The following is a 23459-nucleotide window of genomic DNA, read 5'->3' as shown; positions in this document are numbered from 1 at the left end:
GAGACCACCGGGAATCCCCGCCGCTCCCCGCCCCGACGTCCGTCCACGCGCCCGTACCCCGGGGGAGATCAACCGCGCGGCCCCGGCCCGATACCGTTAGACCCGTGCAAGCAGCAGGCGAGACGAGCAGACCGAACCCCGAACGGCCCTCCCGGCGCCGGGGCAAGGGCTCCCGACGCGCGGCCAAACAGGCCGCCTGGCGCCGCACGGCGTGGGAGCTGGTCAAGGACACCACCAACACCTGCGTCGAGTACCGGGTCACCGGACTCGCCGCCGAGGCGGCCTTCTTCACCCTGCTGTCGATCCCACCGCTGCTCCTCGGCCTGGCCGGCACCCTCGGCTACCTCGACGAGTTCCTCGGCGCCGGCACCATCGACCGGCTCAAGCACGACATCGTCTCGGCCTCCGGGACGGTCCTGTCGGACTCGTCCGTCAAGGAGGTCGTGGTGCCGCTGCTGGACCAGGTCTTCGCCCACTCCCGGCCCGACCTCGTCTCGATCGGCTTCCTGCTGTCGCTGTGGTCCGGCTCCAGAGCGCTCTACATCTTCATCGACACCATCACCGTCATGTACGGGCTCGACGGCAAGCGAGGCATCGTCAAGACCCGGCTGATGTCCCTCGGCCTCTACTTCGGCGCCCTCGTCATCAGCTCCCTGGTGCTGCCGCTGCTGATGGCCGGCCCCGGACTCATCGAGAACGCCGTGCCCGGCGTCGCCGGACTGGTCGGCGCCGCCTACTGGCCGGTCGCCATCGTGCTGCTGATCGTCTCCCTCACCACCCTCTACCACCTGGCCGTTCCCGTCTCCACGCCCTGGCGCGAGGACGTGCCCGGCGCCCTGGTCGCCCTGGTGGTGCTGGTCGTCTGCAGCGTCGCCCTGCGGATCTACCTGGTCAGCTCGGTCGAGGTCCCCTCGGTGTACGGCTCGCTGGCCGCGCCGGTGGCCGTACTGCTGTGGATCTTCGTGGTCGCCCTGGCCGTCCTCATCGGCGCCGCCATGAACGCCGCCATAGACCGCCGCTGGCCCACCCTGGAGACCGCCGACGCCCGCGCCGAGAACGAGCGCGCCCAGGAGGAGGCCGCCGCCGCCGTGGTCCGCGAGGTCGCCGCCCGGCGCGCCGCCGAACGGGCCCGGCGCGCCCGCGAACTCGGCCTCGCCGAAGGCGCCGAGGAGGAGTGGGGCGAGGAGGACGGCGACGACGTCGACGTCCCCGCCGAGTACCCGGAGCGCTGGGCCGACGTCCTGGCCGCCGACAACGTCCGCGGCCGGCTCACCGCCCGTGGCGGGCCCCACCACCGGCCCGGCCCGCCCCCGCCGGACAGCGACCGGCCGTCCGGGCCGCCGCCGGAACGGCGGGCGCCCGACTACCCGCCCCGGCCGCCGTGGGAGCGGCCGTAGCGGCAGGGCTCCGGGCAGGACGACGAACGGCACAGGGCCTCCCCCGCATCCCGCGGGGGAGGCCCTGTGCCGTTCGTCGTCTCCTGACGTCCGGTCGTCGCGTGGCGCCGGTTCGTCGGTTCGCCGGTTCGTCGTTGCCCGGAGGGCGGCCGGCGCAGGGTCAGGCGGTCGCCGGGTCGGGCGGGAAGGGGTACTGCGGGGCCTGGTGGTACCCGTACGGGGACTGCTCGGCCGGGGGGTGCGGGGCGGCCGGGTTGACCTCGGTCCGGTCCGGATCCGGGCCCGGGGCGGCCGGGCGTGGGATCGTCAGCTCCGGGGCCGTCGGATTCGGGCCGCTCGGCGCGGTCGGGCTCGGGTTCTGGCTCGGATCCATCGCGGCCGGACCGCCCGGGGCCGCCGACCGGCCCGCCGGCCCGGCCTGCGCCGGGAGCGGATCGGGGCTCGGCGGCGCCGGCTCCAGCGCCGTGCGCCCGGCCGAGTCGCTCAGCTTGATCAGCAGCGCCACGATCAGCCAGTTCGCCAGCAGCGACGAGCCGCCCGCCGCCAGGAACGGCAGCGCCTTGCCGGTCAGCGGCACCAGCCCGCTCACCCCGCCGACCACCACGAACACCTGCAGCGCCAGCGCCGTCGACAACCCCGTCGCCAGCAGCTTGCCGAACGGGTCGGTCAGCCCGACCGCCGTCCGCAGCCCGCGCTGGACCAGCAGCAGGTACACCAGCAGCACCGCCGTCACCCCGGCCAGGCCCAGCTCCTCGCCGATCGTGGTGAAGACGAAGTCGCTGCGCCCGGCGAAGCCGATCAGCCACGGCCGCCCCGAGCCCAGGCCCGTCCCGGTCAGGTGCCCGGTGCCCAGGCTGAACAGCGCCTCGGCGGGCTGGTCGGAGATGATCGCCGGGTCGTGGTGCTCCTTGTAGATGTCGAGCGGGTGCAGCCAGGCCTCGACGCGCCCGTGCACGTGCGGCTCCACGGTGCCGACCACGGCCGCGCCGCCGACCGCCATCAGCAGGCCGAGCACCACCCAGCTGGTCCGCTCGGTCGCCGCGTACAGCATCACGACGAAGACGCCGAAGAAGATCAGCGAGGTGCCGAGGTCGCGCTCGAAGACCAGCACCAGCAGGCTGACCACCCAGATCGCCAGCACCGGGCCGACGTGCCGCCCGCGCGGCAGGGTCATCCCCCAGATCTTCCGGCCGGCCAGCGCGAGCGCGTCCCGGGAGGCCATCAGGTACCCGGCGAAGAAGATCGTGATCGCGACCTTCACGAACTCGTCCGGCTCGAAGGAGAGCCCGAACAGGCGGATCCAGCGCTTGGCGCCGAAGTCCTCCGGCCGGCCCGGGAAGAACGCGGGCGCCGCCAGCAGGACCAGCGCCCCTGTCATCAGCAGGTACACGTACCGCTGGAAGAACCGGTGGTGCTTGATCAGGGCGATCAGCGCGATCGCCACCGCGACCGAGACGAACACCCACATCAGCTGCGAGGGCGCGGCCGGAAGCTTCTGGTAGTCGCCCTTCCTGGCGTGCGCCGCCGCGTAGGAGATGTCCAGCCGGTCCAGCAGCATCAGCCCGAAGCCGGTCAGGAAGACGCCCAGCGGCAGGATCAGCGGATCCGCGTACGGGGCGAACCGCCGCACCGCCAGGTGCGCCACCCCGGCCAGGCCGCCCAGCGCCAGGCCGTGGACCAGCAGCCCGGGCGGCATCTTGCCGGTCAGTGCCAGATCGGCGTCGATGTGCCCCGCCAGACAGACGGCCACCGCGAGCGCCAGCAGGCCCAGCTCGATGTTGCGGTGGCGCGCCGCCAGCCGGCGGCCCTCGCCGCGTGCAGTGCTTTGCACCCTTGTCGTCCCCTTGTCATCACCCGCGTGGCCGGTATCGCCGACGGTGCATCCTGCCAGACGAACACAGCCCCGCGCCGGTTGCGGTCCGGGGGCCGTCGAGGCCGGAACTTTGCCTGGGCAAAGCTTTTCCCGGGCCCGGTAAAGCTTTGTCCAGGTGCAGGTATAGAGGCGGGCCCCGGGCGCGGCGGGCCCCGGCCGGGAGGCCATCATGGCCGGGCGCCGCGGTCCGGTCCGCGGCGCCCGACGGACCGCCGGACGGCGCCGGCGGCGGCAGCGCGCGAACGAGGTGGGCGGACGGATGGACGGCGCGGTGCGAGTGCTCGCCTACAGCGGACCACCGCCCTGGCAGTGGTCCGACCTGGCCACCTCGTGGACGGCCGAACCGCTGGTGCTCGCCCTCTCCGTGCTGCTCGGCGGCTGGTACCTGGCCGCGGTGCGCACCGTCCACCGGGCGGGCGGCGAGCGCTGGCAGCCGTCCCGCACCGCCGCCTTCCTGGGCGGGCTGCTGCTGTGGATCTGGTGCACCTGCTCCGGCCTCGGCGTGTACGAGCGGATCCTGTTCACCGACCGGGCCGTCCAGGTCGTGCTGCTGCTGATGCTCGTCCCGCTGCTGCTCGCCCTCGGCGCGCCGGTCTCGCTGCTGGTCGCGGCCGCGCCGCCGGCCCGGCGCGAGCGCATCCTGCGGGCGCTGCGCAGCCGGCCGTCCAAGGTGCTGATGTTCCCGGCCGTCTCCACCGCGCTGCTGATGGCCCCGCCGTGGCTGCTCTACTTCACGCCCTGGTACGAGGAGTCGGTGTCCAGCGCGTTCGGCAACGTGCTGCTGCACCTGGCGCTGGTGCTGCTCGGGCTGGCGTACTTCTGGCCGCGGCTGCAGATCGACCCGGTCGGGCGCGAGTACCCGCACCTGGTCGGGCTGTTCATCACCTTCGCCGAGGTGATCTTCGACGCGGGGCTCGGGCTGGTGCTGATCTACGGCGGCCACCTGGTCGCCGAGCACTACTACGTGGCGCTCGGGCGGCCGTGGGGGCCGAGCCTGGCGCAGGACCAGACCTGGGGCGGCAACATGCTCTGGGTGCTGGGCGACCTGGTCGGGCTGCCGTTCCTGGCCGCGCTGGTACGGCGGATGGTGGTGCAGGGGCGGGAGGAGATCAAGGCGGTGGACGCCGAACTCGACGCCCGTTTCGAGGAGGCCGCGGCGCAGGCGCAGGCGGCGGGGCTGCCGGCCGAGGAGGAGGCCGGGATGCGGCCCTGGTGGCTGGACGACCCGAACCTCAAGCACCGGTACGGCGGGTAGTCGGCTCCGGCGGGTTCCCGGGCGCGGCGAGCCCGCACTTTTGTGGGTCCAATGTTGGCCCCTTGTAGCTCCCTTCACCGCGTTTCCGCAGGTCAAAAATCAGTTGGCCCCGCCACCCCGACCAGCTAGCGTTTCTCCCGTCCAGATCGGGGGCCTTCACGGCCGCCCGAGGAGTAGAGAGCAGGAGGTGAACCCCGTGGTCGTTGTCGCCCCGATAGCTGCCTTGGGCAGCACTCGCGTTCACCTCCTCTTCCCGGCCGCCGGCTGACCCTTTCCGCGCCAGCCGCAGCCCGCCGGGATCATCTCCTCCCGAAGGGCCCACCGCGTTGTTCAACGCTGCCTCCACTTCGTCGTTCTCCTCCACCCCCTCTGGCTCCCTCTCCGACGAGCTGCCGCTCTCCGGCTACGGCTGGACGCCCGAGCTCGCCGAACTCTTCACCCCACTCGCCGAGGCCGGGCTGATCCCGGCCCGGATCGTCCGGGTCGACCGCGGCCAGTGCGACGCCGTGCTCGCCGATCCGGAGACGGGCGAGCCGCGCACCGTCCGGCTCGACACCCGCCCGGTCGGCGACGCCGACATGATCAACTGCCCGTGCACCGGCGACTGGGCCGCCGTGGACCTCCACGCCCGGCCGATGGCCGCCGTCACCGCACTGCTGCCCCGCTCGACCGCGATCATCCGCAAGGTGGCCGGCAAGCGCTCCGACGGCCAGGTGCTCGCCGCCAACGTCGACACCGTCCTGATCGCCGCCTCGCTCGCCGCCGATCCGGACCTCGGCCGGATAGAGCGCTTCCTCGCCCTGGCCTGGGAGTCCGGCGCCGACCCCCTGGTCGTCCTCACCAAGGCCGACCTGGTGGACGACGCCGAGTTCATCCGCGCCGACGTCGAGGCGGTCGCGCCCGGCGTGACCGTGCTCGTGGTCAGCGCCGGGACGGGCGAGGGCATGGACGTGCTGCGCGCCTGCACGCCCGGCACCACGGCCGTGATCGGCCAGTCCGGCGTCGGCAAGTCCACGCTCACCAACGCGCTCGCCGGCGTCACGGCGATGGCCGTCCAGGAGGCCCGCTCGGTCGACCAGAAGGGCCGCCACACCACGACCACCCGTGAACTGATCCCGCTGCCCGGCGGGGGTGTGCTCATCGACACCCCCGGGCTGCGCGAGGTCGGCCTCTACGGTGGCGAGGGCGTGGACCTGGCCTTCGCCGACATCGCCGGACTGGCCGAGGAGTGCCGCTTCCACGACTGCGGACACCACACCGAGCCCGGGTGCGCGGTGCAGGCGGCGCTCGCCGACGGCACCCTGCCGCAGCGTCGGATGGACAGCTACCTCAAGCTCCAGCGCGAGAACGAGTGGATCGCCTCCCGCTCGGACGCCCGACTGGCCTCGGCCCGGGCGAAGAAGTGGAAGTCGCTCTCCAAGTCGGTGCGCGCCGCGGGAGGCCCCGTGAAGCGCTGACCAGGAGCTGACCAGGAGCTGACCAGGAAAGCCGACGAGGACATCAGGAGGCCGGGCGGGCCGGCAGCCGAAAGTGCCTCAGGGCCACCGCGGTGGCGTCGTCCACGGTGAAACCCGGGTCACCGTGGACGGCGAGCCGCCCTGGCCGGTGGGCGGACCGCGAGCAACGCGTGCGTGCGCTGAGTGCTGAGGCGCGCTCTTCCGCCGGCGTGGGTCCCCTTATGCGGGCCCTCTGGATGGGTCCCGGTGTGGGCCCACGCCGCGCCGGTGCCCGGTGTGGGCCCACGCCGCGCCGGTGCCCGGGATGGGCCCACGCCGCGCCGGTGCCCGGGATGGGCCCACGCCGCGCCGGTGCTCGGGATGGGCCCACGCCGCGCCGGTGCTCGGGATGGGTGGGTGGAGGGTGGGGGAGGGGGGAGGGGAGGGCCCCCAACGGCCATGTCCGATTTCCGCCAGTCACCCCCCTCCCAGTGCCGCAGACTGGACAGCGTGATCGACGACGACATCCGGTACCGAGCCGTGGACAGCCGCGATGCCCGCTTCGACGGCGTCTTCTTCACGGCCGTCACCTCCACCGGCATCTACTGCCGACCGAGCTGCCCCGCCGTGACCCCCAAGCGCGTGAACTGCGTCTTCTACCCCAGCGCCGCGGCCGCCCAGGGCGCAGGCTTCCGCGCCTGCCGCCGCTGCCGCCCCGACTCCGTGCCGGGCTCCCCGGAGTGGAACCACCGGGCCGACCTGGTCGGTCGCGCGATGCGCCTGATCGGCGACGGCGTGGTGGACCGCGAGGGCGTCGCGGGTCTGGCCAGCCGCCTCGGCTACAGCTCCCGCCAGCTCCAGCGCCAGCTCATCGCCGAGCTGGGCGCCGGCCCGATCGCGCTGGCCCGCGCCCGCCGCGCCCAGACCGCCCGCCTGCTGCTGCAGACGACCGAACTCCCGGTCACCGACATCGCGTTCGCCGCCGGCTTCGCCTCGGTGCGGCAGTTCAACGACACCGTCCGCGAGGTCTACGACCGCACCCCCAGCGGTCTGCGCGCCGAGGTCGTGGCCGGCCGCCGCGTCGCGACCCCGGCCGGCGGCCTCACCCTGCGCCTGGCCTACCGCGGCGCGCTCGACAGCGACCACCTGATCGACTTCCTCGCCCTGCGCGCCGTCCCCGGCGTGGAGGAGGTCGTCCCCGGGCCGAGTGCAGGCGTCCGCACCTACCGGCGCACCCTCGCGCTCCCGTACGGGCACGGCATCGCCGAGGTCGACGGGCTGGCGCCGGGCGAGCCGCGCACCCGCGGCTGGCTCGACTGCCGCCTGCTGCTCGCGGACCTGCGCGACCTCCCGACCGCCGTCCAGCGCCTGCGCGGCCTGTTCGACCTGGACGCGGACCCGGACGCGGTCGACGAGCAGCTCGGCGCCGACCCCGTGCTCGGCCCCCTGGTCCGGGAGCGCCCCGGCCTGCGCTCGCCCGGCCACGTGGACCCGCACGAGCTGGCCGTCCGTGCCGTGCTCGGCCAGCAGATCACGGTCAGCGCCGCCCGTACGCTGGCGGGCCGGCTGACCGAGAAGTACGGTGCCGCGCTGCCCGAGCCGAGCGGCGGCCTGCGGCTGCTGTTCCCGACGGCGGCGGTGCTGGCCACCGCCGACCCGGAGGACTTCGCGATGCCCGCAGCCCGCCGCCGCGCCCTCACCGGCCTGTGCGCGGCCCTGGCCGAGGGGGCGGTGCGACTCGACGGCGGGGTGGACCGGGAGGAGTCCGCGGCCCGGCTGCTGGCCCTGCCCGGCATCGGCCCCTGGACCGTCGGCTACCTGAGGATGCGGGCCCTCGCCGACCCCGACGTCTTCCTCCCGGGCGACGTGGGCGTCAGGCACGGCCTCGTCCGGCTCGGCGCCCCCGGCGACCCGAAGAACGCCGCCCGCGCGGCCGAGGCGTGGGCCCCGTGGCGCTCCTACGCCGTGCACCGGCTGTGGGCCGGGCCCGCGAGCGCCAGCACTGGAACGGAGAAGGCAGAGGCATGAGTACCACCGTCTACACCACCATGGAGAGCCCGTTCGGCCGGCTGCTGCTGTCCGGTGTCCTGCCCGAGGGCGGCGGCGCGGCGGCGCTGGCCACCGTCACCGCGCCCGGGCAGAAGTACGCGCTGGCCGAGCCCGCCGACGACTGGGTCCTCGACCCGGAGGCGCTCGCCGAGCCGGTCGCCCAGCTGACGGCCTACTTCGCGGGCGAGCGCACCTCCTTCGACCTTCCGCTCGCCCCGGTGGGCACCGAGTTCCGCCGGCGGATCTGGGCCGTCCTGGACGAGATCCCGTACGGCGAGACCGTCACCTACGGCCGACTCGCCGAGCTGGCGGGGGAGTCGCCGCGCGCGGTGCGGGCGGTCGGCGGCGCGGTGGGTGCCAATCCGCTGCTCATCGTCCGCCCCTGCCACCGCGTCATGGGCGCCAACGGTTCGCTGACCGGCTTCGCGGCGGGCGTGGACCGCAAGCGCCGGCTGCTGGAGCTGGAGAGCGGCACGCTGTTCTGACGCGCCCGCCCGGGCGGCGGCGCGGCTCAGCCCGTCGCCGCCCGCAGATCCACCCGCCAGTTGTGGCTGCGCATGAACCGCCCGGGCGGGAACTCGAAGTCCGTCTCGCCGACGAGGCTGAACCCGGCCTTCGCGCAGACCGCGTTGGAGGCCGGGTTGTCCACCGAGGGGAAGGCGTGCAGGTGGCGGTGGGCGGCCTCGCGGCGGGCGGCCGCGACGGCGGCGCGGGTGGCGGCGACGGCGATGCCCCGCCCCTGGTGGCCGGGCAGGACGTTCCACCCCATCTCGTGGACGGTCTCGCCCTCCCAGGTGCGGGTGCCGTAGCCGACGGTTCCGACGGCCTCGCCCTCGGGGAGCAGCACGATCCGGTACATGCAGCCCAGGCCGGACGGGACGAAGTCCAGGTAGCGCCGGTGCCGGACGAGGAGTTGCTCCTCGGTCTCCGGGCCGCCGACGTGCTTCTTCATCTCCGGGGTGTTGACCCGGCGCAGCAGTGCGAGGTCGGCGTCCGTCCAGGGCTCGATCAGTACCTGTGCTGTGCTCATGCCGGGGACGGTAGCGGTCCGTACGGGTCGGTGACCAGCGGTTTTGCGGGCGCCAAGGGGTGCAGGCCGGGGTTCGGTCGGGGGCCGGCCGGGGTTCGGGCCCGGCCGCGGTTCAGGCCTGGTCGGGGCCCTGGCTGGTCTCGGCGAGGGCGCGGGCGAGCTGTTCGAGGGCGGGCAGGGCGTGGACGACGGCGTCGCGGTCGGTGGGGTCGAGGGTGCCGAGGGCGGTGGCGATGCGGCGCTCGTGGGCGCGCTGCCAGTCGTCGAGCTGGCGCCGGCCGGCCGGGGTGAGGGCGATGCGGGCGGTGCGACGGTCGCCGGGGTCGGCCTGGCGGTCGACGAATCCGGCGTCGAGGAGCTTGCCGATCAGTCCGCTGACGGTGTTGGGGGCGAGCCGCTGCCGGGCGGCGAGTTCGCCGACCCGCAGGGGTGCGGCGGCGAGGGTCTGGAGGAGTTCGACCTGCGCCATGGGCAGGGACTCCCACGGGTAGTCGGTGCGGATGCTGCTGCGCAGGGCGCGGCGCAGGCGGGTGACGGTGTCGGTGAGCCGCCGGGCGTGGTCGACCGCCGTTTCGGGGGTTTCGGTGGCGGGGTCGGGGACGTGTGGTGACGACGGCATGGCGGACAGCGTATCGCCTGGTACGGGCCGGTCCGGCGGACTGTCCACCGTCGGGCGGGGGCCTCCCGGAACTTCGCGGATCCCCCTGGGGCTCGGTGGAACTCGGCGTCCCCGGGCTCCCGTCGGAAGACGAGCAAGTCGTAGAAAGAACATATCTGCATCCGATATATTTGTGGCATGAACGCCACCGCCCTTGCCGCGCGGCTGCTCACCGAGCGGCCCCGGCCGCGCGGCATAGCCGGCTGGCGTCACGCCCACTGGCTGGCCGTCGGCACCGTCTGCCTCGGGGCCTTCCTCGGCCAGCTCACCGCCAGCGTCACCGCCCTCGTCTTCCCGGCCCTCGGCCGGCACTTCGACGCCGGCTTCGCGGCCGTCGAATGGGTCGCCCTCGCCTACCTCCTGGTGCTGGTCGCCCTGCTCGCCCCGGTCGGCTGGCTCTCCGACCTCATCGGCCGCAAGACCATGTACCTCGGCGGCTTCGCCGTCTTCGCCCTGGCCTCGCTCGGCGCCGGATACGCCGGCAGCCTCGGCGTGCTGGTCGCCTGCCGGGCCGTCCAGGCCGTCGGCGGCGCGATGATGCAGGCCAACAGCGTCGCCCTGGTGGCGCGCGGCGTCCCGGAGCACGCGATGCGGCGCGCGCTCGGCATCCAGGCGGCGGCCCAGGGGCTCGGCCTGGCGCTGGGCCCCAGCCTCGGCGGGCTGCTGGTGGAGCACGCCTCCTGGCGGTGGGTGTTCTGGATCAACGTGCCGATCGGGGTGCTGGGCATCCTGGCCGGCTGGTTCCTGCTGCCCCGCACCCGCACCGGGCCCCCGCTTGCCGTCGGCGCCGGGAAGCAGCTCATCGCCGGTACCGGGGGTCCGCTCACCGCCGATTCCGGGACCCCGCCCGCAGGAGCCGCCGCGAGCCTGCCCGCTCCCCGCGCCGCGAACCCGCCCACCACCGCGTCCACCACCACGCCCACCACCGCGTCCGGCGCCCGCTTCGACCTGGCCGGCCTGCTGCTGCTCACCGGCTCCACCACCGCGCTGCTGCTCGCCCTGTCCACCGCCTCCGGACTGCCGCTGCCCGGCTGGGCCGCCGCCGCCCTGCTGCTCGCCGCCGCCGTCCTCGCGTTCGCGCTGGTCCGTCAGGAACGGCGGGCCGCCCGGCCGATCCTGGCGCCCGGCCTGGTCAACACCCCCGGGGTGCGGTCCGGGCTGGTGGTCTCGCTGATCGGCTACCTGCTGCTGTTCTGCCCGCTCGTGCTCGGCCCGGTGCTGCTCACCGGCGCGGGCGTGCCGGTGGCCCGAGCCGGTCTGGTGATCACCCTGCTGCCCGCCGCGTTCGCACTCGCCGCGACCGTCGGCGGCGCGCTGCTGCCGCGCGGCTGGTCGGACGTCGCCCGCTGCCGCGCGGGCGCGGTGCTCGCGGGCGCTGGGCTGCTGCTGTTCGCCCTGCTGCCGGTCTCCGGGGCGGCCGTGGCGGTGCCGCTGCTGCTCGCCGGCTACGGGCTGGGACTGCTGCTGCCCGCCAACAACGCGCTGGTGATGCGGGCGATACCGGCGCAGTGCTCGGCGGTCGGCGGCGGCATGGTGAACATGGCCCGCAGCCTCGGGACGGCACTCGGCACCGCCCTGCCCGTCCTCGGCGTCCACCTGGCGGGCCCGGCGTCCGGCGGCCGGACGGTGCTGTTCGCTCTCGCGGCGGTCGCGGTGGCGGCCGTGGCCCTGACCCGGCCGGTCCGCCAGGCCTGACGCGGCACTAGGCCTCCGAGCGGACGTTCAGCGCGTCCTGGGCCCGGTTGAGGCCGCGCCGCACCAGCGTGTCCAGCGCGTCCGCGCACCGGTCCAACACCCCTGGCAGGGCGGCCTGTTCGTGGTCCGAGAACTTCTTCAGCACGAAGTCGCCGACGCTCTGCCCCTTCGGGGGGCGCCCGATGCCGAAGCGCAGCCGCACGAAGTCGGGGGTGCCGAGCACCTCGCCCACCGAGCGCACGCCGTTGTGGCCGCCGGGGCCGCCGCCGCGCTTGAGCCGTCCGGTGCCGAACGCGAAGTCCAGGTCGTCCTGCACGACCACCAGGTGCTCGACCGGGACGCCGTAACGCCGCAGCAGGCCGGACACCGGCCGGCCGGACAGGTTGATGAACCACTGCGGCTTGGCCAGCAGCACCCGGTGGCCGTCGACCTCGATCTCCGCCACCAGGGCGCCGATCCCGCGCCGCCGGAACCGCGCGCCGTACCGTTCGGCCAGCCGCTCCACGGTCAGGAAGCCGGCGTTGTGCCGGGTCAGCCGGAACCACGGGCCGGGGTTGCCCAGTCCGGCGATCAGCCAGGGTGCGGCGGGGGTCATCGTGAACTCCAGGGGCTTGTCGCGGACGCGGGACGGCCGGGGCGCGGTACGCACGGTACGGGACCGTCGACCGCGCCCCGGCCGTCCGAGGGCACGCGCAGTGGGGTGGGTCAGGACTCGGGCACGCCGGGGGCGGCGCCGCGCTCCGTGAGCATGTCGGTCATCAGCTGAACCTCCGAGGTCTGCGCGACCACCATCGACTGGGCGAGCCGCTTCTCGGCGTCGTTCTTCGCCAGGTCCACGTAGCCCTGGGCCATTTCGACGCCGCCCTTGTGGTGCTGGATCATCAGCTGCAGGTAGTACACCTCGGCGTCCCGCCCGCTGAGCGAACGCAGCTTCGCCAGTTGGGTGTTGGTGGCCATGCCGGGCATCAGCGAACCGTCGTGGGCCTGGTAGTCGTGGCCCATCCTCATCCACGCCATCGGCTTGGCCGCCGAGTGCTGCGGCAGCCCCCACTGGTCGATCCAGCCCATCATCATCCCGCGCTGGTTGGCCTGGGTGTTGATGATGTCGAAGGCGAGGGTGCGGGTCGCGTCGTCGCCGGTGCGGTCCCGGACGATGAACGACAGGTCCACCGCCTGCTGGTGGTGGGTCGCCATGTCGCGGGCGAACCCGGCCTCGGGCGAGTCGTCCGCCGGGACGGCCACCGAGGCCGACCCGGACGCCGACGTCCCGCTCGCCACCAGGGCGGGCACCCCGAGGGCCAGCGCGAGGGCGGCGGCCAGCGCGGCCGGCCACCACAGCCGCCGACGGGCCGGGCGCGGCGCCCCGGCCTCGTCCGCGAACTCCTCGGCGGCGTGCTCGGAGCCGTCCTCGGGCGGCGCCGCGTCGGCGGTCACATCTGCCCCATGGTGCAGGAGGCGCCCGGCTCCTGGGTCTGCTTGCCCTGGACGTACTTGGTGAAGAACTGGTTCACCCGCGGGTCGCTCGCGCTCTCCACGATCAGCTGGGTGCTCCAGGCGTTCAGGGTGATGGTGCCCTTCTCGTCCGGGTACGGGCTCATCAGCGAGTACGGGGTGGTCTTGACCTTGTCGGACAGGGTCTTGATGTCGTCCGGCGTCGCCTTGCCGTTGTACGTCACCCAGACCGCGCCGTGCTCCAGCGAGTGGACGGCGCGCTCGTTCTCGACCGGCTGGTCGTAGACGTGGCCCATGCAGTCCAGCCAGATCGCGTTGTGGTCGCCGCCGACCGGCGGGGTCATCGGGTAGCTGACCTTGTCCTTGACGTGGGTGCGGCTCAGCTCGCCGAAGGTCTGCACGCCCGGGATGTCCGCGTTGGCGGCGGCCTGCTCCTTCTTCTTGCTCTGGTTGGCGTCCATGACGATCCAGGTGCCGGTGGCGATCGCGCCGATCACCAGCACACCGGCCGCGACCGAGGCGATGACCTTGTTGCGGCGGTCGCGGCGCTGCTCGCCGGCGCGCAGCTCGGCTATCCGGGCGCGGCGGTCGGTCGGGCCGGGCTTGCCGGACTGCTTGCCGGACTGCTTCGAGGCGGAACCCATGGTGGTTGTCCTTGTCCCCGCCGCGCGCTGCTGGAGGCGCGGCGGTCAGCTGAAAGAAGGGGAGGGGCGGATCCGCCGGCGGATGCCGGGCGGTGGGTTCCGCTCAGGACCGGTGTACTTGCAGCTCGTGTAGATCGGGTGCCGGATGCGGACCGTCCAGCAGCCCGGCGGGCACCACCCTGGGCAGCGCCTCGGCTGCCGGCGCGAGCGGTGACGCGGCCGGCTGGGGATGCGGCGGCGGGTTCGGCAGCTGGGCGTCCTGCGCGCAGTACGGGTGGCTGGAGCAGCCGTTGTCACGGCGCGGCTGCCCGCCGTCGGCGGTGCACCACGTCCAGTGCCGCTGCTCCCCGGCGCGCTGGCGCTGGTCGGAGGCCTTGGCGGTGGGGCCGGCGTGCGGGGCGTGACCGGAGACCGTCGTGACGGTGACGGCGGTGACGGCGGTGACGGTGGTGACGGCGGCGGTGACGGTGGTCGGCGTCGGAGCGGCGTGCGCGCCGACCGCCTTCGACTGACCGGCGCACGGCAGCGTCGTGAGCAGCGCGACCAGCAGCAGGACCCACAGCACACCCGCCGGGCGGCCCGCCGGTGCGGCCCTCCCCGGTCGAGGTGAGCTGGGGGCCGACGCGGTCATGCGCACATTTAATCAGCCGAACGAGTGAAGCGATGCCCCTCCTCCACCCTCATTTTCGGCCGCTCCCGGACCCGAACACCCCGGAAACGCCCTGCCCCGGGCACATCCGGCAAGCACGGACGGAACGGGACCGAACGCGGGGGTGAACCCGGGGGCGGACGCAGGGGCGGACTCCTCGGTGAAACCCGAGGTGGGCGCGGTGGCCGGGAACGGCCCGGCGCTGACCGGTTGTCGCCGAAACCCGGACAGCGTCGTTGCACTTGGAGACAATGACGTCGAGTCCGGCCCCGCCGGGGGCGGCGCGACCACGGACCGACCAGGAGCCGCCAGATGAGCAAGCAGGGTGCCCCCGCACAGTCGCACCGGCCGGACGACGGCTGGTGGGACACGGTCTACGACGGCCCGGCGGGCACCCTCCCCGACACCCCGCACGCGGACCCCGGCGACGGCAGCGTCGACGACTGGTTCGACACGGCGGTCGGTCTCATCGGCCAGCAGCGCACGGCCGAACCGGAGCCGGTGCTGGACGCGGAGCCGGTGCTGGACGCGGAGCCGGAGCCGGAGTCGGCAGCGGTGCCGGCAGCGGACGAGGTGCTGGAACGGGACAGCATCGACGACTGGTTCGACACCGCGATCGGCGTCATCGGACCCCAGCGGACGGACGAGGAGCGGGTCATCGCCCCTGACGTCCGGGAAACCGAAGCCGACACCGCCCCCGCACCGGTCTCCCTGGACAAGCCCACCCCCGAGCCCGCGCCGCAACCCGCGCCGCAACCCGAGCCGCGACCCGAGCCGGAGTCCGAGCCGCAACCCGAGCCGCGACCCGAGCCGGAGCCCGAGCCGGAGCCCGAGCCGGAACCCGAGGCCGCCGCCGAGGAGCCCGAGCCCGAGTCCGAGTCCGAGTCCGAGCCCCAAGCCACCGAGGAACCCGACACCCTCGCCACCGCCACCGTCCCCGACCCGCGCCCGGCCGTCCGCTCGCCGCTCGCCGACGGCGCCCCCACCGTGCCGCACATCGGCGAGCGCCCGCCGACCTACGGCCCGGAGCCGACCGCCGTCCCGGAGGCGGACCCGGGCGTCCTCGGGGCGCTCGTGCCGGACACCGTCCTGGAGGGCGCCCAGTACGGGTCGTCCGTCCTGCGCGCCGTCTCCGTCCGCGGCGACTCCGCCCGCTACCGGGGCGAGTCGCGGCGCGACGCGCTGCTGGTCACCAGGTTCGGTGACGGCCCGGACGGACTGCTGCTCGCCGTGCTCGCCGGTATCGACCGGACCGGCACCGCCGCGGACGAGGCGCTCCCCCCGGAGGCCGTCGCCACCAGCACCCGCGAGGCCTGCCACCATCTGGCCGCCGCGGTCGGCCGCAGCCGCGAGGGCCTGGCCGCGGACCTGCGCGACGGCGCCCGGGACCGGCTGCGCTACGGCCTGCAGCGGCTCGCCACCGGCGCCGTCGCCCCGCTGCGCGCGCTCGTGCCCGGGGACGAGGAGGACGGCATGCCGTCCCCGGCCTCGCTGCACTGCCTGCTGCTGTCGCTCGACCCGGCGGCCGGCCACCGGGCGGCCTTCGGGGTCGGTCCGGGCGGGCTCTACCTGCTGCGCTCCGGCCACTGGATCGACGCCTACGCGGCCCGCCTGCTGCACCACCCGGACGGCCAGCAGCCGCCGGAGGAGCCGAGGCCGTTCCGCTTCCGGCTGGTCCCCGCCACCCCGGGCGACGTGCTGCTGCTCTGCACCCCCGGCCTGGCCCGCCCGATCGCCGACGAGCCGGCCGTCGCCCACTTCCTGTCCACCCACTGGGCCCACCCGCATCCGCCCGGCACCGTCGACTTCCTCCGCCAGGTCCAGGTCCGCGCCAAGGGCTACGCCGACGACCGTACGGCGGCCGCCGTCTGGACCGAGTGACGACTGACTGACCGACCGACCGACTGACTGACTGACCGACCGACCGACTGACCGGCCGAACGCCGACCGCACACCAGGCGCCCGACGCCCGGTCAGCGCGCCTTGGGAAAAGCGGCGCGCAGCGCGGAGCCGCGGACGGTGACCGCGGCCCGGAGGACGGGCAGCATGCAGACGACCTGCACGGCGGCGTACCAGGGCGGGCAGACGCCCGGGATCAGGTCGACGCCGACGATGGCGATCGGCATGACGACGGTGAGGGCGCCCAGTCGTTCGAAGGCCCGGCGGGACCCTCGGGAGGCGGCGACCGCCAGCCGGTGGAGCAGCACGGCGACCACCGGCAGCAGCACCGCCCGGACCCACATGAACGTGTTCACCGGGTGGCCGCTGCCCGCCACCGCGACGACCGTCAGGAACCCGACGGCGCCGAGCGCGCCGTAGACCTTGACGCAGGCCGTCACCGTGCCGAAGGCCCGTCGGGTACGGGGGTCGTGGAGCAGCGCCGCCTCGGGCGTGCCGGGCAGGTCGCTGCCGGACGTGTCCGTGCGGTGCGTGTTGGTGTGGTGCGTGTCCGTGTGGTGCGTGGTGGTGCGGTGCGTGTTGGTGTCCATGTCCACCGACGCTACGAACCGCCCCGCCGGGGCGGTATCGGTCTGGGCCCACGGGTGGGTGGGGCCGGCCCCACTCCCCGGCCGATCGGGGCGGTGGCGGGCTCGGCGCGGTGCACAGTTGGGAGCACCGTACGGAAGGGGAGAGACGTGGGACGGCTGGGTTCGTGGGTGGCGCGCGCCGGGGTGGGGTTCGTGCGGGCGTGCGTCGTGGCGGCCGTCTGCCTGCTGCTGCCGGCCGTGTGGGCCGCGGCCGTGGCGCTGGGGGTCTGGTGGGGGGCGGGCAACCCGTGGTCGTGGACGGCGCCGTTCGTGCTGGTGGGCGTGGGCACGCTCGCCCTGCCCCGCCCGGTCTGCCGGATCGTCCGCTTCCTCGTCGCGCGGTGGACCGCCACGGTGATCCCCGCTGGATACCGGCAGGCCGGGCCGGTGACGCTGATGTCCACCGGGTTCTGGTGGAACGGTTTCTCCTACGAGCGCACCCGCCGGGACGCGCTGATGGACCAGCGCTGGAGGGTCCGCTGGCGGGATCCGGCGAACTGGCGCGACCTGCGGTTCGCGGGGATCGCGCCGTTCACCGCCGGTCTGCTCGCGTGCCTCCCGCCGGCCGGGGCGGTCGTGGCGGCCTGCGCGGTCCTCGGGTTCGGCGGGCCGGAATCCGCCGCGGGCCCGGCCGGGGCGCTCGGCGCGGTCGTGGCCGTGGGCTCCGCCCCGTACGCCTGGCGGCCGGTCGTGCCGGTGGCGGTCCGCTTCCTGCGCCCGTCGCCGGCGATGGCGCTGGCGGAGCGGGTCGAGGAACTGACCGCCCAGCGCGCGGACGTGACGGTCGCGCAGGCCGCCGAGATCCGCCGGATCGAACGGGACCTGCATGACGGGGCACAGGCCCGCCTGGTCGCGCTCGGGCTCTCCCTGGCGACCGCCGGGAAGCTGATGGAGCGTGACCCCGACCAGGCCAGGGCGCTGATGCGGGACGCGCAGGCCGGTGCCACCGCCTCGCTGGCCGAACTCCGCGATCTGATCCGGGGGATCAGCCCGCCGGTGCTGAGCGAGCGGGGGCTCGTCGACGCCGTCCGCGCGCTCGCCCTGGACGTCCCGCTGGAGGTGGCCGTCAGCGCCGGCGCCCCGCTGCACCTGGACGCGCCGATCGAGTCCGCCGTCTACTTCGGTGTCGCCGAGCTGCTGACCAACGCCGTCCGGCACGCCGGGGCGTCCGGGGTGCGGATCTCCCTCACGCGGGACGGCACCGGTGTCGTCGCCGCGGTCGTCGCCGAGGTCGAGGACGACGGCCGGGGCGGGGCGGACGTCCGGGCCGGCGGCGGGTTGGCGGGCCTGCGCCGCCGGCTGGCGGCCTTCGACGGCGCCCTGGAGGTCACCAGTCCGCCGGGCGGTCCGACCCGTGTCAGGATGACGGTGCCATGCGAATCGTTGTAGCCGAAGACCTCTACCTCCTGCGCGACGGGATGGTCCGCCTGATCGAGGCCTGCGGGCACCAGGTGGTGGCCACGGCCGCCACCGGGCCCGAGACGCTCGACGCGTTGCGCAGGTGGCGCCCGGACGTGTCCGTCATCGACGTCCGCATGCCGCCGACCCAGTCGGACGAGGGGCTGCGGGCGGCCCTCGCCGCCCGCGGCGAGATGCCCGGGCTGCCGGTCCTCATCCTCTCCCAGCACGTCGAGCAGTTGTACGCGCGGGAGCTCCTGGCCGACGGCTCCGGCGGCGTCGGCTACCTCCTCAAGGAGAGCGTGTTCGACGCCGACCAGTTCATCGGCGCCCTGGAGCGCGTCGCGGACGGCGGGACGGCCATGGATCCGGCCGTCATCGCGAGACTGCTGTCCAACACGCCACTGAACCGGGGGCTCGAACGGCTCACCGAACGCGAGTACGCCGTGCTGGGGTTGATGGCCGAGGGGCTCTCCAACCAGGCCATCGGCCGTCGGCTCTTCCTGAGCGAGAGCGCCATCGGCAAGTACACCACCGCGATGTTCGGCAAGCTCGGCATCACCGACGACGACGACACCAACCGCCGCGTCCGCGCCGTCCTCACGTACCTGAACAAGTCGTAGCCTGACGGACCGCCCGGCCTGTCCGCCCCGCCGCGGCCTCCGGGGGTCAGGTGCGCAGGAGGATCGCGGTGACGGCGGTGGCCTGGGTGAGGGCGGCGGGGCGGTGGGTGCCGGGGAGGCCGATGGCGAGGGGGACGGCCAGGCCGTCGAGGAGGGCGCGGATCTGGGTGGCCCGGTCGGCGGCGGGCCCGGGGGTGAAGTGGCCGGTGGCGGTGCCCTCCTCGATGAGGGCGACCAGGTCGGCCTGCCAGGGCGCCTCGATCTCCTGCTGGCCCTGGCGGATCTCGGCGCTGGCGGGGGAGCGCCCCCACACCTCGACCCACAGGATCCAGCGCGGATCGCCCGCCCCGTCGGGCAGGTAGAGGCGCAGGTAGGCGTCCAGCCGCTGCCAGGGGTCGCGGGAGCGGTCGGCGAGGGCGTCGCGGCGCCGGGCGCCGAGCTGGTCCTCGCTCCAGCGGAGGGTTTCCAGCAGCAGCTGGTCCTTGCTGCCGAAGTAGTAGAGCAGGTGTCCGGCGCTCATCTGGAGCTGTTTGCCGAGCCCGGCCATGGTGAGTTTGGCGAGTCCGTGTTCGGCGATCGCGGCCCGGGCGGTGGCGAAGACCTCCTCGCGGGGGCGCGCCGGCCGGCGCGGGCGGGGGTCGGCCATGTGCGGTGCGCTCCCTCGGTGGTGCGGGGGTCGGAAGGCTGCCGGGGCGGGGGAGGTGCCCCCGCCCCGGCAGCCGGGTGGCCCGGGTGCCCAAGGCGGCCCGGGTTCCCCGAGTGGCCTGGGGTCAGGCGGACTTCGGCTGCTGCTGGGTGATGCAGTGGATACCGCCGCCGTTGGCGAAGATCTCGCGGGCGTCGACGAGTTCGACGGTGCGGCCCGGGTAGGCGCGGCCGAGGACGGCGGCGGCCTCCTGGTCGCGCGGGTCGTCGAAGGCGCACAGGATCACGGCGTCGTTGGCCACGTAGTGGTTGATGTAGGAGTAGTCGACCGGTTCGCCGTCCTCGTCCAGCAGGACGGTGGGGGCGGCCAGTTCGATGACCTCCAGGGCCCGGCCCCGGGCGTCGGTGGCGGCGCGCAGGATGGCGACGAGCTCCTGGCAGACCGCGTGGTCGGGGTGGGCGGGGTCCGGCTGGACGTGGGCGACGACGACGCCGGGGCGCACGAAGGAGGCGACGATGTCGATGTGCCCGCGGGTGCCGAACTCGTCGTAGTCGCGGGTGAGTCCGCGCGGCAGCCAGATCGCCTTGGTGGTGCCGAGGAAGGCGTGCAGCTCGGCCTCGACCTCCTCCTTGGTCCAGTCCGCGTTGCGGCCCTCGCCGAGCTGGACGGTCTCGGTGACCAGGAGGGTGCCCTCGCCGTCGACGTGGATGCCGCCGCCCTCGTTGATCAGCCGGGAGGCGAAGCGCTGGACGCCCGTCAGTTCGCTGATGTGCTCGGCGATGTGCTGGTCGTGGTCCCAGCGGGCCCAGGACTGGGCGCCCCAGCCGTTGAAGATCCAGTCGGTGGCGGCCAGCGAGCCCTTGTCGTCGATCAGGAAGGACGGGCCGATGTCGCGCATCCAGGCGTCGTCGAGCGGGCGCTCGACGATCTCCACCTGCTCGGAGACGTACCGGCGGGCGTCCGCGGTCTCGCCGGTGTTGACGACCAGCGTGACCGGCTCGTACCGGACGATGGTGTTGGCGACGGCGGCCCAGGCCTCGCGGCCCGCGTGCAGGTTCTCGGGGGTGTCGAAGGTGGGGTTGGCGGTGGGGAAGGCCATCCAGGTGCGGTCGTGCGGGTGCCACTCGGCGGGCATCCGGTAGCCGAGGGAGGCGGGCGTGGGGGTGGTCATCCGGGAGTCCTAGGGGGAGGCGTTCGGCGGAGGTGTCGGCGGAGGTGTCAGAGGAAGTAGAGACGGCTGAGCGAGACGCTGTCCGCGGGCTCGGAGCGCAGCGGTTCGCCGTCCAGCGAGACCAGGCCGGTCTGGGTGACGTCGACGCGGCCGATCCGGGCGTTGCGGACCATGTCGCGGGGGCCGATGCCGCGGGTGTTGCGGACGCCGACGCGGCGGCGGCGGGTGGGCAGCCCGTCGGCGGGGCGGTCGAGGTAGGCGCCGTCGGCGGCGGCCTGGGCGACGAAGGCGACCGAGATGTCGGCGGCGGTGGCGCCGTGGGCTCCGAACTGCGGTCCGAGGACGAGGGGTTCGCAGGTGTCGGTGGAGGCGTTGGGGTCGCCGACCACGCCGTAGGCGGGGAATCCGGCCTTCAGGACCAGCTGGGGCTTGGCGCCGAAGTGGTCGGGGCGCCACAGCACGATGTCGGCGAGTTTGCCGACCTCGATGGAGCCGACCTCGTGGGCGAGGCCGTGGGCGATGGCGGGGTTGATGGTGAGCTTGGCGATGTAGCGCAGGACGCGCTCGTTGTCGTCGCCGGCCTCGGTGGTGCCGTAGCCACCGTCCAGGGGGCCGAGTTCGGCCTTCATCTTGCCGGCCATGGCGAAGGTGCGGCGGACGGTCTCGCCGGCGCGGCCCATGCCCTGGGCGTCGGAGGAGGTGATGCCGATGACGCCGAGGTCGTGCAGGACGTCCTCGGCGCCCATGGTGCCGGCGCGGATGCGGTCGCGGGCCATGGCGGCGTCGCCGGGCAGGTCGGTCTTGAGGTCGTGGGCGGAGACGATCATGCCGAAGTGCTCGCCGAGCGCGTCGCGGCCGAACGGCAGGGTGGGGTTGGTGGAGGAGCCGATGACGTTGGGCACGCCCGCCATCTTCAGCACGTTGGGGACGTGTCCGCCGCCGCAGCCCTCGATGTGGAAGGCGTGGATCGTCCGCCCTTCCAGCACCTTGAGCGTGTCCTCCACCGACAGGCACTCGTTCAGGCCGTCGGTGTGCAGGGCGACCTGGACGTCGTACTCCTCGGCGACGCGCAGCGCGGTGTCCAGGGCGCGGGTGTGGGCGCCCATGTCCTCGTGGACCTTGAAGCCGGAGGCGCCGCCCTCGGCCAGGGCCTCGACGAGCGGGGCCGCGTCGGAGGACGAACCGCGGCCCAGGAAGCCGATGTTGACGGGCCAGGCGTCGAAGGCGTTGAAGGCGTGGCGCAGCGCCCACGGGGAGTTGACGCCGACGCCCCAGACCGGGCCGAACTCCTGGCCGATGATCGTGGTGACGCCGGAGGCGAGGGAGGCCTCCATGATCCGCGGCGAGAGCAGGTGGACGTGGGTGTCGATGGAGCCGGCGGTGGCGATCATGCCCTCGCCGGAGACGATGGTGGTGCCGGTGCCGACGACGACGTCCACGCCGTCGAGGGTGTCGGGGTTGCCGGCCCGCCCGATCGAGGCGATCCGGCCGCCGATCAGGCCGATCGAGGTCTTGCGGATGCCCTGGACGGCGTCGATCACCAGGACGTTGCTGATCACCACGTCGCAGGTGTCGCGGACGGCGGCGGCCTTGAGGTGCAGTCCGTCGCGGGCGGTCTTGCCGAAGCCGGCCAGGAACTCCTCGCCGGGGGCCTGGGAGTCGGACTCGACCCGGACGATCAGGCCGGAGTCGCCGAGCCGGATCCGGTCGCCGGCCCGGGGGCCGTGCACCGAGATGTAGTCGTGGGGGGTGATGGACGTCATGACGGCACCTCGGCGTCGTCGAAGGTGGTCAGGTAGCCGGTCGCGCGGGCCTTGGCCAGGGCGGCGTCCTTCGCGCCGGGGGCGTCCAGCGGTCCGTCGACCAGGCCGGCGAAGCCGATCGCGACGCGTTCGCCGCCGATCGGCACCAGGCCGACCTGGACGGTGGCGCCGGGGTCGAAGCGCACCGAGGAGCCGGCCGGGACGGCCAGGTGGGTGCCGTAGGCGGCGGCGCGGTCGAAGGCGAGGCGCGGGTTGGCCTCGAAGAAGTGGAAGTGCGAGGTGACCGAGATCGGCACCTGGGAGGTGTTGTGGACGGGCAGCAGCACCGTCTCCTCGACCGGGTCGTAGCCGGCGCCGTCGCCGGTCAGCGCGCCGCCGGGGGCCTCGTCGCCGAGCGAGCCGGCGCCCCGGAAGGGGTCGTTGACGACGGCCAGGCGGGTGCCGTCGTCGAAGACGGCCTCGACCTGGACGACGGTGACGACGTCCGGCACGCCGGGCAGCACGTCGTCGGCGGTGAGCACGCTGCGGCCGGCCTCGATGGCCTCGGCCAGGCGCCGGCCGTCGCGGGCGGCCTCGCAGACGGTGTCCGCGATCAGGGCGGTGGCCTCGGGGATGTTGAGGCGTACGCCCCGGGCGCGGCGGGCGCGGGCCAGTTCGGCTGCTGTGAAGATCAGCAGCCGGTCCCGCTCGGTGGGGGTCAGTCGCACGGTTCCTCGCTCGCGGTCGCCGGGGAGGGGGTCGGCCTTCGGGGGCGATGTTAGAACGTCGTTCAAACATCTCGGGCCATTGAACCCGGACCGGGCCGCCGTGTCCAGCGTTGCCGGTCCGCAGGGGTTCGGCTCGCCGGGCGCGCAGCGGGGGTGAAGCCCCGCGGCGGCGGGGGCGCAGCCCGGGAGGGGAGGGTGCGCGGCCGGGGTGCGCCGGGCGCGCGGAGCGGGACGGGGCCCGGCGCGCGGCGGGGTGCGACAGGGGGCGGGAGGGCGGCGCGGGCCGGCGCCCGGGCGCCGGGTGTGCGCGGGATCGAGCGGGGGCGGGCTCGAAAACAGGCTCTGCGCTTCGCAAACCTGTCCGGCGCGGGCAGTTGGATCACGTGAACCTCCCCGTGCCCCTTTCACCCCACGTGATCGGACGCACACTGTTGCAAACGCCGTCAACTGGGCATGAGGATGGGTGGTCAGAACGTGGGGGCCAC

21 protein-coding genes are annotated in these 23459 nt (G+C 74.4%); 9 read left to right on the top strand and 12 right to left on the bottom strand.

The features are described 5' to 3' along the window. Positions 1-104 precede the first annotated feature (104 nt). The gene (locus ABT015_RS22145; protein ID WP_350881606.1) at positions 105-1397 is read left to right on the top strand and encodes a YihY/virulence factor BrkB family protein; all 1293 of its coding nucleotides are present in this window, start codon (positions 105-107) and stop codon (positions 1395-1397) included. Between the two features lie 160 nt (positions 1398-1557). Here the strand turns inward: ABT015_RS22145 and ABT015_RS22140 are convergent, their stop codons facing one another. Beyond that, positions 1558-3228, bottom strand: a complete 1671-nt coding sequence (locus ABT015_RS22140) for an FtsW/RodA/SpoVE family cell cycle protein (RefSeq protein ID WP_350881604.1) — start codon at positions 3226-3228, stop codon at positions 1558-1560. Between the two features lie 301 nt (positions 3229-3529). Between ABT015_RS22140 and ABT015_RS22135 the strand changes: the two genes are divergently transcribed. From ABT015_RS22135 to ABT015_RS22120, 4 genes are all read left to right on the top strand, one after another. After that, on the top strand, positions 3530-4525 hold the full coding sequence (locus tag ABT015_RS22135) for a cytochrome c oxidase assembly protein (protein ID WP_350881602.1): 996 nt from the start codon (positions 3530-3532) through the stop codon (positions 4523-4525). Between the two features lie 326 nt (positions 4526-4851). Next, entirely contained in the window at positions 4852-5982 is a 1131-nt protein-coding gene (gene rsgA / locus ABT015_RS22130; protein WP_402454117.1) for a ribosome small subunit-dependent GTPase A, read from the top strand. 438 nt (positions 5983-6420) lie between these two features. Then, complete coding sequence (locus tag ABT015_RS22125; protein WP_350881600.1) at positions 6421-7989, top strand: DNA-3-methyladenine glycosylase 2 family protein; 1569 nt, start codon at positions 6421-6423, stop codon at positions 7987-7989. Further along, complete coding sequence (locus ABT015_RS22120) at positions 7986-8495, top strand: methylated-DNA--[protein]-cysteine S-methyltransferase (protein WP_350881598.1); 510 nt, start codon at positions 7986-7988, stop codon at positions 8493-8495. The genes ABT015_RS22125 and ABT015_RS22120 overlap by 4 nt, the downstream gene beginning before the upstream one ends. 26 nt (positions 8496-8521) lie before the next feature. Here the strand turns inward: ABT015_RS22120 and ABT015_RS22115 are convergent, their stop codons facing one another. Continuing rightward, a complete protein-coding gene (locus ABT015_RS22115; RefSeq protein ID WP_350881595.1) occupies positions 8522-9040 on the bottom strand; it encodes a GNAT family N-acetyltransferase in 519 nt (172 codons plus the stop codon). Between the two features lie 112 nt (positions 9041-9152). Then, the gene (locus ABT015_RS22110; RefSeq protein ID WP_350881593.1) at positions 9153-9659 is read right to left on the bottom strand and encodes a MarR family winged helix-turn-helix transcriptional regulator; all 507 of its coding nucleotides are present in this window, start codon (positions 9657-9659) and stop codon (positions 9153-9155) included. A gap of 177 nt (positions 9660-9836) precedes the next feature. Between ABT015_RS22110 and ABT015_RS22105 the strand changes: the two genes are divergently transcribed. Continuing rightward, the gene (locus tag ABT015_RS22105; RefSeq protein ID WP_350881591.1) at positions 9837-11393 is read left to right on the top strand and encodes an MFS transporter; all 1557 of its coding nucleotides are present in this window, start codon (positions 9837-9839) and stop codon (positions 11391-11393) included. Between the two features lie 7 nt (positions 11394-11400). Here the strand turns inward: ABT015_RS22105 and pth are convergent, their stop codons facing one another. From pth to ABT015_RS22085, 4 genes are all read right to left on the bottom strand, one after another. Beyond that, a complete protein-coding gene (pth, locus tag ABT015_RS22100) occupies positions 11401-12000 on the bottom strand; it encodes an aminoacyl-tRNA hydrolase (RefSeq protein ID WP_502897378.1) in 600 nt (199 codons plus the stop codon). A 98-nt stretch (positions 12001-12098) separates the two neighbouring features. Continuing rightward, a complete protein-coding gene (locus ABT015_RS22095) occupies positions 12099-12731 on the bottom strand; it encodes a DUF305 domain-containing protein (protein WP_402454237.1) in 633 nt (210 codons plus the stop codon). A gap of 92 nt (positions 12732-12823) precedes the next feature. Next, complete coding sequence (locus ABT015_RS22090; RefSeq protein WP_350881589.1) at positions 12824-13489, bottom strand: thioredoxin-like domain-containing protein; 666 nt, start codon at positions 13487-13489, stop codon at positions 12824-12826. Between the two features lie 103 nt (positions 13490-13592). After that, entirely contained in the window at positions 13593-14120 is a 528-nt protein-coding gene (locus tag ABT015_RS22085) for a hypothetical protein (RefSeq protein WP_350881587.1), read from the bottom strand. 330 nt (positions 14121-14450) lie between these two features. Here ABT015_RS22085 and ABT015_RS22080 point away from each other — a divergent pair, with 330 nt between their 5' ends. Next, positions 14451-16019, top strand: coding sequence for a PP2C family serine/threonine-protein phosphatase (locus ABT015_RS22080; protein WP_350881585.1), 1569 nt, complete (start codon positions 14451-14453; stop codon positions 16017-16019). Between the two features lie 92 nt (positions 16020-16111). On the opposite strand, the gene ABT015_RS22075 is transcribed toward ABT015_RS22080, so the two are convergent. Then, positions 16112-16627: a hypothetical protein gene (locus tag ABT015_RS22075; RefSeq protein ID WP_350881583.1), complete on the bottom strand. Its 516-nt coding sequence runs from the start codon at positions 16625-16627 to the stop codon at positions 16112-16114. A 147-nt stretch (positions 16628-16774) separates the two neighbouring features. Between ABT015_RS22075 and ABT015_RS22070 the strand changes: the two genes are divergently transcribed. Both ABT015_RS22070 and ABT015_RS22065 read left to right on the top strand, forming a co-directional pair. Continuing rightward, entirely contained in the window at positions 16775-18055 is a 1281-nt protein-coding gene (locus ABT015_RS22070) for a sensor histidine kinase (protein WP_350881581.1), read from the top strand. After that, positions 18040-18687 carry a response regulator transcription factor gene (locus ABT015_RS22065; protein WP_350881579.1) on the top strand — a complete coding sequence of 216 codons (648 nt, stop codon included), beginning with the start codon at positions 18040-18042 and terminating at the stop codon, positions 18685-18687. The genes ABT015_RS22070 and ABT015_RS22065 overlap by 16 nt, the downstream gene beginning before the upstream one ends. 46 nt (positions 18688-18733) lie before the next feature. On the opposite strand, the gene ABT015_RS22060 is transcribed toward ABT015_RS22065, so the two are convergent. The 4 genes from ABT015_RS22060 to ABT015_RS22045 all read right to left on the bottom strand — a co-directional run bounded on the left by ABT015_RS22060 (position 18734) and on the right by ABT015_RS22045 (position 22974). Continuing rightward, complete coding sequence (locus ABT015_RS22060; protein ID WP_350881577.1) at positions 18734-19333, bottom strand: TetR/AcrR family transcriptional regulator; 600 nt, start codon at positions 19331-19333, stop codon at positions 18734-18736. 124 nt (positions 19334-19457) lie between these two features. Next, positions 19458-20504, bottom strand: coding sequence for an agmatine deiminase family protein (locus ABT015_RS22055; RefSeq protein WP_350881575.1), 1047 nt, complete (start codon positions 20502-20504; stop codon positions 19458-19460). A 47-nt stretch (positions 20505-20551) separates the two neighbouring features. Then, on the bottom strand, positions 20552-22267 hold the full coding sequence (locus ABT015_RS22050; RefSeq protein WP_350881573.1) for an urease subunit alpha: 1716 nt from the start codon (positions 22265-22267) through the stop codon (positions 20552-20554). After that, entirely contained in the window at positions 22264-22974 is a 711-nt protein-coding gene (locus tag ABT015_RS22045) for an urease subunit gamma (protein WP_350881571.1), read from the bottom strand. Before ABT015_RS22045 ends, ABT015_RS22050 begins: the two co-directional genes overlap by 4 nt. Between the last annotated feature and the right edge of the window lie 485 nt (positions 22975-23459).

This window comes from Kitasatospora sp. NPDC094016, from assembly GCF_040304045.1.
In the GTDB taxonomy this organism is placed as follows: domain Bacteria; phylum Actinomycetota; class Actinomycetes; order Streptomycetales; family Streptomycetaceae; genus Kitasatospora.
Note: the sequence above shows the minus strand (reverse complement) of the source record. Positions and strands in the feature narration are given on the sequence as shown.

What these genes read in the sequence shown, in the direction of transcription:
- ABT015_RS22135 (WP_350881602.1), top strand. Translation starts at nt 3,530, where the DNA reads ATGGACGGCGCGGTGCGAGTGCTCGCCTACAGCGGACCACCGCCCTGG.
- ABT015_RS22125 (WP_350881600.1), top strand. Translation starts at nt 6,421, where the DNA reads ATGTCCGATTTCCGCCAGTCACCCCCCTCCCAGTGCCGCAGACTGGAC.
- ABT015_RS22120 (WP_350881598.1), top strand. Translation starts at nt 7,986, where the DNA reads ATGAGTACCACCGTCTACACCACCATGGAGAGCCCGTTCGGCCGGCTG.
- ABT015_RS22115 (WP_350881595.1), bottom strand. Translation starts at nt 9,040, where the DNA reads ATGAGCACAGCACAGGTACTGATCGAGCCCTGGACGGACGCCGACCTC.
- ABT015_RS22110 (WP_350881593.1), bottom strand. Translation starts at nt 9,659, where the DNA reads ATGCCGTCGTCACCACACGTCCCCGACCCCGCCACCGAAACCCCCGAA.
- ABT015_RS22105 (WP_350881591.1), top strand. Translation starts at nt 9,837, where the DNA reads ATGAACGCCACCGCCCTTGCCGCGCGGCTGCTCACCGAGCGGCCCCGG.
- ABT015_RS22090 (WP_350881589.1), bottom strand. Translation starts at nt 13,489, where the DNA reads ATGGGTTCCGCCTCGAAGCAGTCCGGCAAGCAGTCCGGCAAGCCCGGC.
- ABT015_RS22085 (WP_350881587.1), bottom strand. Translation starts at nt 14,120, where the DNA reads ATGACCGCGTCGGCCCCCAGCTCACCTCGACCGGGGAGGGCCGCACCG.
- ABT015_RS22080 (WP_350881585.1), top strand. Translation starts at nt 14,451, where the DNA reads ATGAGCAAGCAGGGTGCCCCCGCACAGTCGCACCGGCCGGACGACGGC.
- ABT015_RS22075 (WP_350881583.1), bottom strand. Translation starts at nt 16,627, where the DNA reads ATGGACACCAACACGCACCGCACCACCACGCACCACACGGACACGCAC.
- ABT015_RS22065 (WP_350881579.1), top strand. Translation starts at nt 18,040, where the DNA reads ATGCGAATCGTTGTAGCCGAAGACCTCTACCTCCTGCGCGACGGGATG.
- ABT015_RS22060 (WP_350881577.1), bottom strand. Translation starts at nt 19,333, where the DNA reads ATGGCCGACCCCCGCCCGCGCCGGCCGGCGCGCCCCCGCGAGGAGGTC.
- ABT015_RS22055 (WP_350881575.1), bottom strand. Translation starts at nt 20,504, where the DNA reads ATGACCACCCCCACGCCCGCCTCCCTCGGCTACCGGATGCCCGCCGAG.
- ABT015_RS22050 (WP_350881573.1), bottom strand. Translation starts at nt 22,267, where the DNA reads ATGACGTCCATCACCCCCCACGACTACATCTCGGTGCACGGCCCCCGG.